The organism is Blautia sp. OM07-19, from assembly GCF_003481595.1.
GTDB lineage: Bacteria > Bacillota > Clostridia > Lachnospirales > Lachnospiraceae > Blautia_A > Blautia_A intestinihominis.
This window is the reverse complement of sequence record NZ_QULA01000023.1, coordinates 34,562-48,378: the sequence shown is the minus strand read 5'-3', so window position 1 is coordinate 48,378 and position 13,817 is coordinate 34,562. Positions and strand designations below refer to the sequence as shown.

The window sequence follows — 13,817 nt, the reverse complement described above, 5'->3', positions numbered from 1 at the left end:
CGCTACTTCCTCATGTTTGGCGGGTTTCAAATTCATCCGCTAATGTATGCAAGCATACAACGTGGCTGCAATTTTAAACCCTGGGGCTGTCAGATCATAATATGCTTTGCCATATCTGAGTTGACTGCTACACGGGCATCTTTGACGTTAACGATTACATTGCCGCCGATCGCAGACACTACTGAAATCTCTGTACCTGTTACAAATCCAAGGTTTGCGAGAAATCTTCTTGTTTCTTCATTTCCACCGATCTTGAGAATTGTATTTACTTCGCCGATTCCGGCCATTGTAAGTGGCATCATGGTATCTACTCTTCTTTCTCTAATGATAATTTTTTTCGTTTAAAAAGACCGCAGTCACAGACCACTTCCTTTTTCTACTAAGTTAGTATATTCTAACGTTGGTAAGCTGTCAAGTACTTTTTTTCGTTCTATATAACCTGCATTCGTTAATCATAACCATAATTTGCATCATAAAACTTTTATTTGTCGCAAGTGACTCTTGTTTGTTATATGCAATATTCGTTCGTTTTGCATAACTATTGTGCAAATTTGTATAAAAAAATTCCTGCCTTTCCGGGCAGGAGTCTCTGTTTGTGCCAAAATATGCAATTATAAAAAACATTGGATTTTTGCGGTTTTCTCTGCATTCATCTTGTTCCGGACGCGAAAATATGATATGATATCAATAATACAAAGCAATACGAGATTATGCAAACAAACGCATGATTTCTTTCAGCAGAATTGGGGTGTAAGAATGCATACAAACGAATCCGCCGAAAACTATCTGGAAACGATTCTTATCTTAAGCAAATCCCATCCGGTCGTTCGCTCCGTAGATGTTGCCTCTGAACTTGGATTCAAGAAATCCAGCGTCAGCGTTGCCATGAAGAAGCTTCGTGAGACCGATCAGATCACCGTATCACCTGAGGGATACCTTTACCTGACCGAATCAGGACGTGCAACCGCAGAGAAAATTTACGAGCGTCATCTCTTTCTTTCTGAGTGGCTTGAGAAACTGGGTGTTGACCCGGTTGTTGCAGCAAGTGATGCCTGCAAGATCGAGCACGTGATCAGTACCGAGAGCTTTGCCGCGATCAAGAAACACATTGATCTTAACAGTATGGAATAATATATTTCTATCAGATATCAGATTTGTACAGTAGTTTCAAAAGGCAGGAGCCTGGCAGTTACGCCAGGCTCTTTTCTAATTTCTCGATCATTTCATCGATATTTTCTTTTGTGATAACAAGCGGAGGTACAAGACGGAGTACGTCGCTTCCTGCTGAGATCACAAGAAGCCCGTTCTCAAGTGCCTTTGTCACAACACTTCCCACAGTCGCTCCTTCGATCACCAGTCCCTGCATGAAACCTTTTCCACGACGTGCTGCGACGATCGGGTATTTTTCCACAAGTGTGTCGAGTTTTTCCTCTAAATATGGGGTTAATTCCTGTACATGTGCCAGGATACCGGCCTGCTCAAAGATATCAAACACCTTGCTGACAGCTGCACATACAAACGGGTTTCCACCATAAGTTGTGCCATGATCTCCCGGTACGAGAGATGCTGCTGCAGCTTTTTCCCCGAGGACAAATGCCCCGACCGGGACACCGCAGCCAAGTGCTTTGGCACAGGTCATCACATCCGGTTTGACACCGTAGGACTGCCATGCGAAGTAATATCCGGTACGTCCCATACCGCACTGGATCTCGTCAAAGATCAGGATAATATCATTTTCGTCACAGAGTGCGCGAAGTCCCTCAAGGAATTCCTTCTGTGCCGGATAGATGCCGCCCTCTCCCTGTACGACCTCTGTGATGATCGCGCAGGTCTTGTCTGTGATCTGTGCTTTGACGCTCTCAAGATCATTGAAATCCGCAAATTTAACACCGCCGATCAGTGGTTCGAACGGCTCTCTGTAATGCTCTGTTCCTGTGACAGAAAGAGCTCCCATGCTTCTTCCGTGGAAAGAATGGTTCATTGCGATGATCTCATATTTCTGTGATTCTTTGCCATATTTGGTATAGGCGTATTTACGTGCAGCTTTGAGTGCACCCTCGATTGCCTCTGTTCCACTGTTTGTGAAGAACGCTTTGGCAAGTCCGCTGGCTTTGACCAGTTTTTCTCCTGCTTCGCTCATCGGCTCATTGTAATAAAGATTGGAAATATGAGTCAGCTTGTCGATCTGTGCTTTTAAAGCCTCGTCATATCCCGGATAATGATATCCCAGTGCATTTACTGCGATCCCGGCAGCAAAGTCGAGATATTTTTTGCCCTCTGTATCATAGAGATAGCATCCTTCCCCATGGTCAAACATGACCGGGAAACGATTATATGTATGCAGAATACTTTCTTCTGCATGATTCATCTGTTCATTCATGCTCATTGTAATATTTCTCCCCGTCTTCTCTTAAAATAGCAGTACCGATACCTTTGTTTGTAAAAATCTCCAGAAGGAGGCTGTGCGGAATACGTCCGTCCAGGATATGTACTCTGTTTACGCCTTCCTCGATCGCATCGATGCAGTTCTGCAGTTTCGGAATCATTCCACCGCCTACATAACCGTCGCTGATCAGTTTTTCTGCTTCGTGTACATGTAACTCGGAGATCAGAGAACTCGGATCATCTTTGTCCTTGTATACACCCTCAATATCAGAAAGGAATACAAGTTTTTCTGCATGGACAGCCTCTGCGATCGCACATGCTGCATCATCTGCATTAATATTATAAGAATCAAAGTTTGTGTCAAATCCGATCGGAAATACGATCGGAAGGAAGTCTTTTTCGAGAAGATCCTGCAGAACCTTCGGATTGACTTTCTCGATATCGCCTACATATCCGATATCTTCGCCCTTGGAAAGTTTCTTGTGGCACTGGAGAAGTCCACCGTCCTTGCCGCTGATACCAACGGCCTGTACACCGAGAGATTCCACCAGTGTAACCAGTTCTTTGTTGACTTTTGCGAGAACCATCTCTGCGATCTCCATAGTGTCTTTGTCTGTTACGCGGAGACCGTTTACAAAACGTGGTTCCATGCCGACTTTGTTGACCCAGCGGCTGATTTCCTTACCGCCTCCGTGAACGATGATCGGTTTGAAACCGATCAGTTTCAGAAGTACAACGTCCTTGATGACATTTGCTTTGAGTTCTTCGTCCAGCATGGCACTTCCGCCGTACTTTACTACTACGATCTTACGATTAAAACGCTGTATATAAGGAAGAGCCTCGATAAGAGTTTCTGCCTTGTCCAGATATTTCTGATTTACCATTTTTTCATTTCTCCTCGATTTTAAATTTTTTATGAACGATAATCCGCATTGATCTTGACATAATCATAGGTAAGGTCACATCCCCATGCGGTTGCGGTGCAGTCGCCCATCTTGATGTCTGCGATCGCAGTTACCGCTTCTTCGGAAAGGATCTTTGTCGCTTCTTCTTCGCTGTAATCTACAGCCACACCGTTTTCGATGATCTGGATCTTACCTGCCTTGCTCTCAAAGTAGAGGTCTACTTTTTCCGGATCAAACTGTGCACCTGAGTAGCCCATCGCACAGAGGATCCTTCCCCAGTTTGCATCATGTCCGTAGATCGCTGCTTTTGTAAGGGAGGAAGTAACAACGGATTTACTCAAAGTCACTGCCTGTTCCTTGCTCTCTGCACCGATGATCTTTACTTCAAACAGTGCAGTCGCACCCTCACCGTCGCCTGCAATCTTCTTGGCAAGTGTGGTGTTGATGTAATTCAGTGCCTCGCAGAATTTCTGATAGTCTTCGTTTTTCTCATTGATCTCCGGGTTCTCTGCCATTCCGTTTGCCAGCAGGAGAACAGTATCGTTTGTGGAGGTATCGCCGTCAACAGATACCATATTATAAGTATCTTTGACATCCTGGCTCAGAGCTTCCTGGAGAAGCTGCTTGGAAATGCATACGTCTGTTGTGACAAAACCAAGCATCGTGCACATGTTCGGATGGATCATTCCGGATCCCTTGCACATGCCGCCGATTGTAACTGTCTTGCCGCCGATCTCGATTTCTACGGCAACTTCTTTCTCTACGGTATCCGTTGTCATGATTGCTTTGGCTGCTTCGTTTCCGGCTTCCAGAGTTCCCTTGAGCTTCGGAGCCATTGCCTTGACACCGTCGGAAAGTTTCTCGATCGGAAGCTGCATGCCGATAACGCCCGTAGATGCGACCAGTACGCTGTTTTCGTCTACGTTCAGAGTCTCTGCTGCTGCTTTTGCTGTTGCCCGGCAGTAGCTGAATCCCTCTTCTCCTGTACACGCATTGGCGATACCGCTGTTGCAGACGATCACCTGTGCACTTGGATGTTTATAAACGATCTCCTGGTCCCATTTGACCGGAGCTGCCTTTACGATATTTGTGGTAAAAGTTCCTGCTGCCACGCATGGTTTCTCGCTGTAGACCATTGCCATGTCAGTTCTTCCCTGATATTTGATCCCTGCTGCTGTGGATGCCGCCTGGAATCCTTTTGCCGCTGTAACTCCACCTGTAATAACCTTCATAATCTATACTCCTCCTTGGTACAAAAATCTCCGTTTTTATTTACGGAAGCATTGGAATCTGATGAAGTCCTTCTGCCTCGTCGAATCCGAACATCAGGTTCATGTTCTGTACAGCCTGTCCTGCTGCACCTTTTACAAGGTTGTCGATCGCGCCCATCATGATAACACGTTTGGTCCTCGGGTCGATCTTGAAGTTGACATCTACATAGTTGCTGCCTTCGACGCATTTAGTCTGCGGGCATACGTCTTTGTCAAGGACACGGATGAATGTTTCATCTGCATAATATTTATCGTAAGCTGCTCTTACTTCTTCATAGGAAACTTCTTTCTTGAGAGAAGCGTATGCAGTTACCAGGATTCCTCTGTTCATCGGGATCAGGTGAGGTGTGAAGTTGATCATCACTTCCTGTCCGCATGCATAACCAAGCTGGTCCTCGATCTCCGGTGTATGGCGGTGAGTTGCTACGCCGTATGCTTTGATATTCTCATTTACTTCGCAGTAAAGGTTCGGAACTTTTGCTCCTCTTCCTGCTCCTGAAGTGCCGGATTTTGCATCGATGATGATAGTGTTCGGATCGATCAGGCCTTCTTTGAGAAGCGGGTAAATGGATAAAGTGGAACAGGTCGGATAGCATCCCGGGTTCGCGATCAGTCTTGCTTTCTTGATGTCCTCACGGTTGATCTCGCACAGTCCGTAAACTGCCTCGTCGATAAACTGCGGTGATTTGTGCTCGATGCCGTACCATTTCTCATATTTCTTTACATCTTTGATACGGAAATCTGCACTCAGGTCGATGACCTTTGCTTTGGAAAGGATCTCTTCATTAACAAGAGATGCACAAAGCCCCTGCGGTGTTGCGGTAAAGATCACATCTACTTCGTCTGCAAGTGCAGCCATATTGTCGTCCATACACTTCGCATCTACCAGTTTAAAAAAGTTCTGGTATACATCTGCATATTTCTGATCGATATAGCTTCTTGAGCCGTACCATGCAACTTCTACTTCTTTATGTCCAAGGAGCAGTCTTGCCAGTTCATTTCCTGCATAACCGGTTGCTCCGATGATTCCTGCTTTGATCATTTCTCATTCCTCCTAGAATCACAAATTAGCAGTTACATAATGTGCAACTGCTTAAAACTGTTGTAATTATACATCCAACCTGCATAATATGCAATACAAAATTTTACCATTTTCGCATCCGCATTCCGCGATTTTATGTATTTTTATATGTTATTTCCTATTTAATGATGCATTTTTATGCAAAAATTTCTTTTATTTTTTTGCATATTGGTATTGCATATTTATAAAAATTGTTGTATATTAACTCTTGTCGAAACACGACAGGGCTTAAGATTCACTGCTTTATCATACAATCACACTAAAGCGCAGGAATCTTTGCCTTTTATAATATCAAATATTCATGTATCTGCCAAGTGCAGGACATTAAATTTTCAGGAGGAATACATTATGAAAGAAAAAGTTGTACTTGCATACTCAGGTGGTCTTGATACCACAGCACTGATCCCGTGGCTGAAAGAAACATTTGATTACGAAGTTGTCTGCTGCTGTGTAAACTGCGGACAGGGAAACGAACTGGATGGTCTGGATGAGAGAGCGAAACTTTCCGGAGCTTCCAAATTATACATCGAAGACATCGTTGATGATTTCAGCGACAACTACATCATGCCATGCGTACAGGCAGGCGCTGTATACGAACACAAATATCTGCTCGGAACTTCCATGGCCCGTCCGGCGATCGCCAAGAAACTCGTTGAGATCGCACGTAAAGAAAACGCTGTTGCTATCTGCCACGGTGCTACCGGTAAAGGTAACGACCAGATCCGTTTCGAACTTGGTATCAAAGCACTTGCTCCGGACATCAAGATCATCGCTCCTTGGAGAATGACAGATGTATGGACCATGCAGTCCCGTGATGATGAGCTCGCATTCTGCCAGGCTCATGGAATCAACCTTCCATTCGATGCAAGCCACAGCTACAGCCGTGACCGTAACTTATGGCATATCAGCCATGAAGGACTTGAACTCGAAGATCCTTCCCAGGCTCCGAACTATGACGACATGCTCGTTTTAAGTGTAACTCCTGAAAAAGCACCAGATAAAGAAACAGAAGTAACCATGACATTTGAGGAAGGTGTTCCGAAGACTCTCAACGGCAAAGCAATGAAAGTTTCCGAGATCATCACAGAGCTCAACCGTCTTGGCGGCGAGAACGGTATCGGTATCGTTGATATCGTAGAAAACCGTGTTGTTGGTATGAAATCCCGTGGTGTATATGAGACTCCTGGCGGAACTATCCTGATGGCAGCTCATGAGCAGCTCGAGGAACTGATCCTTGACCGTGACACCATGGAAGCCAAGAAAAAGATCGGCAGCCAGTTCGCTCAGGTCGTATACGAAGGAAAATGGTTCACACCACTCCGCGAGGCACTCCAGGCATTCGTAGAGTCCACTCAGAAATATGTAACCGGTGAAGTTAAATTCAAACTTTACAAAGGAAACATCATCAAAGCTGGTACAACTTCTCCATACAGCCTGTACAACGAATCTCTTGCATCCTTCACAACAGGTGACATGTATGACCACCACGATGCAGACGGATTCATCACTCTGTTCGGTCTTCCGCTCAAAGTTCGTGCAATGAAATTACTGGAAGTTGAGAAGAACAAAAACAACAAATAATCATAGCTTTTATTTTCCGGCGGTCTGTTTTCAGACTGCCGGATTTTTTATACCAAATTTTATGCAATTTTTTTGTACAATATTATACATAGAAGTTTTCATTTTATATTTGACAGAAAACACTTCCTATTTTATAATAATTTCATAAACAATAGTGTAAAACTTATATAGGTCCATAATTGGTTGGACGTCTCTACCAACTACCGTAATAGTTGCCTATAAGTGTTACTGTTTACTTTGTTTACAGTAACTTTTCGGGCAAAATATCCGGTATTTTTTTTGCCCGGAAGGTTCCAGACCAAAAAGGAGGTAGCTTATATGAAACCAACCACTTTTGCCATCAGAGGAACGGTATGTTTCAGCACAGACTCACAGAACCTGACCTGCCTTGAGAATGCATTTATCGTCTGTCAGGACGGACGTACTGTCGGTGTTTTCCCGGAGCTTCCGGCTCAGTTTGAAGGAATTCCTGTTGAAGATGTGGGCGATCAGCTTATCATTCCGGGAATGAACGATCTCCACCTTCACGCTCCGCAGTATGCATTTCACGGCATGTATATGGATCTGGAACTGCTGGAATGGCTGAATCAGGTTACTTTCCCGGAGGAAGCCCGCTATGCAGATCTCAGTTACGCCGAGAAAGCCTATTCTATCTTTGCAGAGGATCTGCGCCAGAGTGCCACGACACGTGCTTCCATCTTTGCAACCCTGCATGTAGAGGCAACCGAACTTCTGATGGATCTCATGGAAAAAACAGGTCTCAAAACCTATATCGGAAAGGTCAATATGGACCGCAATGGAACTGCTGACCTTCAGGAAAAAAGCGCTGTTGTTTCTGCGGGAGATACTGTCCGCTGGCTCACTGACACTGCCGGAAAATATGAGAACGTCAAGCCGATTCTCACACCACGTTTCACCCCTTCCTGCACAGATGAGCTTATGAATGCGCTGGCAGAACTCCAGAGAACTTACCGTCTTCCGGTACAGTCCCATCTTTCCGAGAACCAGAGTGAAATTGCCTGGGTACACGAACTGTGCCCTAATACTTCTTTTTATGGAGAGGCATACGATCAGTTTGGTCTTTTTGGCAGTCCTGACTGCCCTGCGATCATGGCACACTGTGTCTACAGTTCAGATGCTGAGATCGCCCTTATGAAAAAGCGGGGAGTTTTTGTCGCCCACTGTCCTCAGTCCAACACGAATCTTTCTTCCGGCATCGCCCCTGTACGGCGTTATCTCGAAGAAGATCTTCACATCGGACTTGGCACGGATATTGCGGGTGGTCATTCCCTGTCCATGCTCCGCGCGATCGCTGATGCCATTCAGGTATCCAAGCTTCGATGGAGGCTTGTGGATGATTTCCTGAAGCCGCTTTCCCTGGAAGAAGCTTTCTATATGGCAACCATGGGCGGTGGAGCTTTCTTTGGAAAGGTCGGAACTTTTTTGGAAGACTATGAGTTTGATGCTCTGATCCTGGATGATCGGGGTCTCCGTCATCCTCAGCCACTGACGGCACGTGAAAGACTTGAGAGACTGATCTATCTTTCGGATGACAGATGCATCACCGGAAAATATGTTTCCGGAAACAAAATCTTTTAGTGCACAGGCTGTGCACCATACGAAGGGGGTACTTATATGAATCTCGACAAACTTTTCCACCTCAAAGAAAACCACACAGACGTCAAAACTGAGGTCATGGCAGGAATCACAACCTTTATGACAATGGCCTATATCCTGGCTGTCAACCCGAATATCCTGTCTGCATCCGGCATGGACCGCGGATCTGTCTTTACAGCAACCGCACTGTCCGCATTTATCGCAAGCTGTCTGATGGCACTTCTGTCCAACTATCCATTCGTTCTTGCTCCTGGAATGGGTCTGAACGCATACTTTACCTACACCGTAGTCCTTGGTATGGGATATTCCTGGCAGCAGGCACTTGCAGCAGTATTTGCAGAGGGTATCATCTTTATCCTGCTTTCCCTCACCAATGTTCGTGAAGCGATCTTCAACTCCATTCCGATGAACCTGAAACACGCCGTATCTGTAGGTATCGGCCTCTTTATCGCATTTATCGGACTCCAGAACGCCAAGATCGTTGTTGGAAATGACTCTACACTGGTAAGCATCTTTTCCTTCAAATCCTCTGTTGCAGAAGGAACTTTTTCCTCACAGGGCATTACTGTTCTCCTTGCGCTGATCGGTATCCTGGTTACAGCCATCCTTCTTGCCAAGGACGTTAAAGGCAGCATCCTCTGGGGCATCCTGATCACCTGGGTTCTCGGGATCATCTGTCAGCTTACACATCTGTATGTACCGAATGCTGACCTCGGATATTACAGCCTGCTTCCTGATTTTTCAAGCGGAATCTCTGTGCCAAGCATGGCTCCGACCTTTATGAAGATGGATTTTTCCATTGTATTTTCACTGGATTTCGTAGTCATCATGTTTGCATTCCTGTTTGTAGATATGTTTGATACTCTTGGAACCCTGATCGGTGTGGCTTCCAAAGCTGACATGCTCGATAAGGACGGCAAGCTTCCGAATATCAAAGGTGCCCTGCTCTCTGACGCTGTCGGAACAACTGTAGGTGCTATGTGCGGTACTTCCACTGTTACCACCTTTGTCGAAAGTGCCTCCGGTGTTGCAGAAGGCGGACGTACAGGACTCACCTCCATAGTAGCAGGTATCCTGTTTGCACTTTCTCTTCTGCTTTCCCCGATCTTCCTGGCAATTCCTTCCTTTGCGACAGCACCGGCTCTGATCGTCGTAGGTTACCTGATGCTGACCTCTGTCACCAAGATTGATTTCAGTGACATGACAGAAGCGATCCCGTGCTTTATCGCGATCATCGCAATGCCATTCATGTACAGTATTTCCGAAGGTATCTCCATGGGAGTTATCTCCTACGTAGTGATCAACCTGATCACCGGCAAAGCCAAAGAAAAGAAGATCAGTGCATTGATGTACGTTCTCGCCGTATTATTTGTACTGAAATATATCTTCATCTAAATAGTTATAATTATTCATAAGGGCTCTGCACATGCGGAGCTCTTATTTTTTTATTTTCACTCTTTATCAATGCATAGTTATGCAGTATACTAGTGATACCAGGGTTTCAAACGGATATGACTTTCATGCTTGCATGAAAGGGCATATCCATTTGAAACCCGCCAAATATGAGGAAGTAGTGATTTACGCAGTAAATCTACGGATTCCGAATATTTGCAGAATCACGGAAGATGCAGAGCATCGGAGTGATTCGTAAGTATCTTACACTACGAGGAGAAATATTATGAAAAAAGAATCTGTTCCGGTCAGGAATTCGCTTTTGCTTTTGCTGACCGCCACCATCTGGGGTGTGGCTTTTGTCGCACAGAGCGTCAGCATGGACTATATTGGAGGCTTTACCTTCAATGCCGTTCGAAATATCATCGGTGCGATCGCACTGCTGCCTGTCATCTGGGGACTTGGTAAGACCAGATCTGCCAGTGAACAGACACCTTCTGACCGCAAAACTCTGATCACCGGCGGTATCTGCTGCGGTATCCTGCTCTGCCTTGCAAGCAACTTCCAGCAATTCGGTATCAAATACACCACCGTCGGCAAAGCCGGATTCATCACCGCCTGCTACATCATCATCGTTCCGGTCATCGGTATCTTCCTTAAGAAAAAATGCAGCCCGTTTATCTGGATCGCCGTAATCCTTTCCTTATGCGGTCTGTACCTTCTCTGCCTGACACCGGGCGAGGGATTTGCCATTGGCAAGGGAGAGCTGCTCGTGCTGATCTGTGCAGTACTTTTTTCCCTGCATATCCTGGTGATCGACCATTTCTCACCTCTGGTAGACGGCGTAAAAATGTCCTGCATCCAGTTCCTGGTCTGCGGTATCCTCTCCGGGCTCCCTGCCTTGCTCTTTGAAAGTCCGGATCTCGCAGGCATCCTTGCAGCCAAAGTTCCGATCCTCTATGCCGGAGTTATGTCCTGCGGAGTTGCCTACACCCTGCAGATCGTCGGTCAGAAAGGCATGAACCCGACCGTAGCCTCCCTGATCCTCAGCCTGGAATCCTGCATTTCCGTGCTCGCCGGCTGGCTGATCCTTGGACAAAACTTAAGCGGCCGTGAGATTTTTGGCTGTGTGCTGATGTTCGGTGCGATCATCCTTGCACAGCTCCCGCAGAAAAATCCTGCCGCATAAATAATCTCAACGTTATTTCCACGCAACAAAAAAGGTCATCACTTTCAGAAAACTCTGATCGTGATGACCTTCTGTATTTCGTTATTGTATTTCATATACTGTCAGATCTCGCCCTTGGCTGTCAGATGCTCCTTGATCTTCTCGAAGCTCTCGTCGCTGACATCATGCTCCATCTTGCAGGCATCTGCCCTTGCAACCTCCGGTGAAACACCAAGTCCCTCAAGCATCTTGGTCAAAACAGTATGTCTCTCATAAATCCTGTGTGCGATCTCTGAACCCTTGTCCATCAATGTGACCGTGCCATAACGGTCCATTGCGATATAACCGTCTTCTCTTAATAATTTCATTGCATGGCTTACGCTCGGTTTGGAAACTCCCAGCATAGATGCAATGTCAACAGAGCGCACCCCGCCGCCTTTTTTGGATAAAACCAGAATCGCTTCCAGATAATCCTCCGCTGATTCTCTAATCTGCATAAAAATACCTCCCGTATGTTGTTTATAGTATCATAAAAATCGACATATTTCAACAGTTATGGGCGTTATCGCGGCGATTGTTTTTCTCAACTAACTGTGAGCATCTAGTGTACTGTATCATTGACATTTCGCGTTATTTAACTGAAAGTCAATGAGACAGCACACTAGGGGAAAACTTTTTTATTTATCGTCACCGGTCAGGCGGAGGACATCGCGGATCTCATCTACTTTCATGTCAAGAATGATCGCAAGCTCATCAATGCTGAAAGCATTCTTATCATCTTCATCGTCATTCAGTTCGCGGACTGCACTTTCAAGCTTCTCTACACGGGCTACCAGGCTGTCGTCTGCGAATTTTCTCTGGGTCTGTTCTTCCAGAACTGCGATGATCCCTTTACGGACTTCATTCATGAGCCATTTTTCATCTCTGACTTCGTTTCCGGCGCTTCCAAGCGCCTGGATCAGTGCCAGATTTGCCTCCTGGATCAGATCTGCAAGAAAAATCTCCTCTGCATTCATGTCTGCTGCCATCTTCGCTGTTTCTTTCATATAATAAGAAGTAAGGGACTGCAGCGCATCCTGATCTCCGTTTGCAAGTGCGGCAAAAGCCTGGGCAGTATCTATGGAAAGTTCCGGAAGTTCTTCAAGATAATTCCTGAGGTAAGTTTCTTCTTCCGGGGTCAGCGGGATTTTCTTTCGTTCTGGCTCTTTGGTTTCCTCTGTGGCACTGTCTTCCATTCCTTCGATCTGGATTCCCTGGGAGGTTAAATATTTGAGTACTCCAAGGAGCTGTGTCTTGTCGAGTTCCATTCCTGCGAAGGTATCGCGGATCTGGATCGCGGTAAGGGAATTGCCATTTGCTTTGGCGATGGTCTGTATTTCTTTTAATTTGTTCTGAAATTCCTGTACGTTCATTTTAGGTCTCCTTCTATAAAATTAAGTATGGATTGTGTAAAAACATGGTTGATGTTTTGTTTTTTCTGAAATTATTTTTTGTTGTATCATTGTATCATATTTTATCATTTTCTTGTGATTTTTCCAACCAGAAGCGTATTTAACGTAATTTTTTTGCCCGGAAACCCGCATAAAATAAGGCTTTGCGGCATTTTTAAAATTTTTTTCAATTTTTTTCAAAAAAGTTGTTGACATTTGGATATGCCTAATATATAATATGTCTTGCGTTGAGCGACATAGCAAAAACGCAAACAACTAAATACCGTTAACGGGGTGTGGCTCAGCTTGGCTAGAGCGCCTGGTTTGGGACCAGGAGGCCGCAGGTTCGAATCCTGTCACCCCGATGCTGTAAACAACTTTTACCGTTTCAGCGAATTGCGGGTGTAGTTCAATGGTAGAACACCAGCCTTCCAAGCTGGATACGTGGGTTCGATTCCCATCACCCGCTTCTCTGTAAGCGAAGCAGAGAAATGTGTCTGTAGCTCAGCTGGATAGAGCAACGGCCTTCTAAGCCGTGGGTCGGGGGTTCGAATCCCTTCAGGCACGCTGTGGTGGGTATAGCGCAGTTGGTTAGCGCGCCAGATTGTGGCTCTGGAGGCCCAGGGTTCGAATCCCTGTATCCACCCTTTCGCCTTTGGGCTATCGCCAAGCGGTAAGGCACAGCACTTTGACTGCTGCATTCGCTGGTTCGAATCCAGCTAGCCCAGTCTTATATTATGGGATATTAGCTCAGTTGGTAGAGCACTTGACTTTTAATCAAGTTGTCCGGGGTTCGAATCCCCGATGTCTCACTTGAAACACTATCGTTTAGATAGTGTTTTTTATTATTTTATTAGGAAGTTTGGATGCTATCCTATCCTGCGGATATGGCGGAATTGGCAGACGCGCCAGATTTAGGTTCTGGTGTTGAACGACGTGCAGGTTCAAGTCCTGTTATCCGCATTTTTTATAAGGCTTGGAAGCCTT

At 45.6% G+C, this 13,817-nt stretch carries 12 protein-coding genes, 7 tRNA genes and 1 riboswitch; of the genes, 12 read left to right on the top strand and 7 right to left on the bottom strand.

Annotation, left to right across the window (positions count from 1 at the left end):
- Window positions 1–89 precede the first annotated feature (89 nt).
- Window positions 90–299, bottom strand: a complete 210-nt coding sequence (locus DXC01_RS14390; RefSeq protein WP_118252927.1) for a FeoA family protein — start codon at window positions 297–299, stop codon at window positions 90–92.
- Window positions 300–756: 457 nt separating this feature from the next.
- On the opposite strand from DXC01_RS14390, the gene DXC01_RS14385 reads away from it, so the two are divergent.
- A complete protein-coding gene (locus tag DXC01_RS14385) occupies window positions 757–1,131 on the top strand; it encodes a metal-dependent transcriptional regulator (RefSeq protein ID WP_022213608.1) in 375 nt (124 codons plus the stop codon).
- A gap of 58 nt (window positions 1,132–1,189) precedes the next feature.
- On the opposite strand, the gene DXC01_RS14380 is transcribed toward DXC01_RS14385, so the two are convergent.
- Genes DXC01_RS14380 through argC form a run of 4 tightly spaced genes read right to left on the bottom strand, consistent with a single transcriptional unit; the run spans window position 1,190 to window position 5,603 of the window.
- Entirely contained in the window at window positions 1,190–2,386 is a 1,197-nt protein-coding gene (locus tag DXC01_RS14380; RefSeq protein WP_118699142.1) for an aspartate aminotransferase family protein, read from the bottom strand.
- Entirely contained in the window at window positions 2,373–3,269 is an 897-nt protein-coding gene (argB, locus tag DXC01_RS14375; protein WP_118252904.1) for an acetylglutamate kinase, read from the bottom strand. Before argB ends, DXC01_RS14380 begins: the two co-directional genes overlap by 14 nt.
- 29 nt (window positions 3,270–3,298) lie before the next feature.
- The gene (argJ, locus tag DXC01_RS14370; protein ID WP_022213605.1) at window positions 3,299–4,522 is read right to left on the bottom strand and encodes a bifunctional glutamate N-acetyltransferase/amino-acid acetyltransferase ArgJ; all 1,224 of its coding nucleotides are present in this window, start codon (window positions 4,520–4,522) and stop codon (window positions 3,299–3,301) included.
- A 40-nt stretch (window positions 4,523–4,562) separates the two neighbouring features.
- The gene (gene argC, locus DXC01_RS14365; protein ID WP_022213604.1) at window positions 4,563–5,603 is read right to left on the bottom strand and encodes an N-acetyl-gamma-glutamyl-phosphate reductase; all 1,041 of its coding nucleotides are present in this window, start codon (window positions 5,601–5,603) and stop codon (window positions 4,563–4,565) included.
- A gap of 387 nt (window positions 5,604–5,990) precedes the next feature.
- On the opposite strand from argC, the gene DXC01_RS14360 reads away from it, so the two are divergent.
- From DXC01_RS14360 to DXC01_RS14345, 4 genes are all read left to right on the top strand, one after another.
- Entirely contained in the window at window positions 5,991–7,223 is a 1,233-nt protein-coding gene (locus DXC01_RS14360) for an argininosuccinate synthase (RefSeq protein ID WP_022213603.1), read from the top strand.
- A 143-nt stretch (window positions 7,224–7,366) separates the two neighbouring features.
- A riboswitch (purine riboswitch) is annotated at window positions 7,367–7,462 on the top strand.
- Between the two features lie 79 nt (window positions 7,463–7,541).
- Window positions 7,542–8,822 carry an amidohydrolase family protein gene (locus tag DXC01_RS14355; protein ID WP_118699141.1) on the top strand — a complete coding sequence of 427 codons (1,281 nt, stop codon included), beginning with the start codon at window positions 7,542–7,544 and terminating at the stop codon, window positions 8,820–8,822.
- A gap of 36 nt (window positions 8,823–8,858) precedes the next feature.
- Complete coding sequence (locus DXC01_RS14350) at window positions 8,859–10,235, top strand: NCS2 family permease (protein ID WP_022213601.1); 1,377 nt, start codon at window positions 8,859–8,861, stop codon at window positions 10,233–10,235.
- Between the two features lie 283 nt (window positions 10,236–10,518).
- Window positions 10,519–11,421, top strand: a complete 903-nt coding sequence (locus DXC01_RS14345; protein ID WP_118252906.1) for a DMT family transporter — start codon at window positions 10,519–10,521, stop codon at window positions 11,419–11,421.
- Between the two features lie 101 nt (window positions 11,422–11,522).
- On the opposite strand, the gene DXC01_RS14340 is transcribed toward DXC01_RS14345, so the two are convergent.
- Entirely contained in the window at window positions 11,523–11,897 is a 375-nt protein-coding gene (locus tag DXC01_RS14340) for a metal-dependent transcriptional regulator (protein ID WP_022213599.1), read from the bottom strand.
- Between the two features lie 180 nt (window positions 11,898–12,077).
- Entirely contained in the window at window positions 12,078–12,812 is a 735-nt protein-coding gene (locus DXC01_RS14335) for an RNA polymerase sigma factor region1.1 domain-containing protein (protein WP_118699140.1), read from the bottom strand.
- Window positions 12,813–13,120: 308 nt separating this feature from the next.
- Here DXC01_RS14335 and DXC01_RS14330 point away from each other — a divergent pair.
- The 7 genes from DXC01_RS14330 (at window position 13,121) to DXC01_RS14300 (ending at window position 13,793) form a co-directional block, all read left to right on the top strand.
- Window positions 13,121–13,195, top strand: a tRNA-Pro gene (locus DXC01_RS14330).
- Window positions 13,196–13,228: 33 nt separating this feature from the next.
- Window positions 13,229–13,299: transfer RNA gene (locus DXC01_RS14325), tRNA-Gly, on the top strand.
- 24 nt (window positions 13,300–13,323) lie between these two features.
- Window positions 13,324–13,397 (top strand) — tRNA-Arg (locus tag DXC01_RS14320).
- Between the two features lie 5 nt (window positions 13,398–13,402).
- A tRNA-His gene (locus tag DXC01_RS14315) sits at window positions 13,403–13,476 on the top strand.
- 10 nt (window positions 13,477–13,486) lie between these two features.
- Window positions 13,487–13,558: transfer RNA gene (locus tag DXC01_RS14310), tRNA-Gln, on the top strand.
- An 11-nt stretch (window positions 13,559–13,569) separates the two neighbouring features.
- Window positions 13,570–13,642: transfer RNA gene (locus DXC01_RS14305), tRNA-Lys, on the top strand.
- 69 nt (window positions 13,643–13,711) lie between these two features.
- A tRNA-Leu gene (locus tag DXC01_RS14300) sits at window positions 13,712–13,793 on the top strand.
- Window positions 13,794–13,817: the final 24 nt, after the last annotated feature.

What these genes read in the sequence shown, in the direction of transcription:
- DXC01_RS14335 (WP_118699140.1), bottom strand. Translation starts at nt 12,812, where the DNA reads ATGAACGTACAGGAATTTCAGAACAAATTAAAAGAAATACAGACCATC.
- argJ (WP_022213605.1), bottom strand. Translation starts at nt 4,522, where the DNA reads ATGAAGGTTATTACAGGTGGAGTTACAGCGGCAAAAGGATTCCAGGCG.
- argC (WP_022213604.1), bottom strand. Translation starts at nt 5,603, where the DNA reads ATGATCAAAGCAGGAATCATCGGAGCAACCGGTTATGCAGGAAATGAA.
- DXC01_RS14345 (WP_118252906.1), top strand. Translation starts at nt 10,519, where the DNA reads ATGAAAAAAGAATCTGTTCCGGTCAGGAATTCGCTTTTGCTTTTGCTG.
- DXC01_RS14360 (WP_022213603.1), top strand. Translation starts at nt 5,991, where the DNA reads ATGAAAGAAAAAGTTGTACTTGCATACTCAGGTGGTCTTGATACCACA.
- DXC01_RS14340 (WP_022213599.1), bottom strand. Translation starts at nt 11,897, where the DNA reads ATGCAGATTAGAGAATCAGCGGAGGATTATCTGGAAGCGATTCTGGTT.
- DXC01_RS14350 (WP_022213601.1), top strand. Translation starts at nt 8,859, where the DNA reads ATGAATCTCGACAAACTTTTCCACCTCAAAGAAAACCACACAGACGTC.
- argB (WP_118252904.1), bottom strand. Translation starts at nt 3,269, where the DNA reads ATGGTAAATCAGAAATATCTGGACAAGGCAGAAACTCTTATCGAGGCT.
- DXC01_RS14355 (WP_118699141.1), top strand. Translation starts at nt 7,542, where the DNA reads ATGAAACCAACCACTTTTGCCATCAGAGGAACGGTATGTTTCAGCACA.
- DXC01_RS14385 (WP_022213608.1), top strand. Translation starts at nt 757, where the DNA reads ATGCATACAAACGAATCCGCCGAAAACTATCTGGAAACGATTCTTATC.
- DXC01_RS14390 (WP_118252927.1), bottom strand. Translation starts at nt 299, where the DNA reads ATGCCACTTACAATGGCCGGAATCGGCGAAGTAAATACAATTCTCAAG.
- DXC01_RS14380 (WP_118699142.1), bottom strand. Translation starts at nt 2,386, where the DNA reads ATGAGCATGAATGAACAGATGAATCATGCAGAAGAAAGTATTCTGCAT.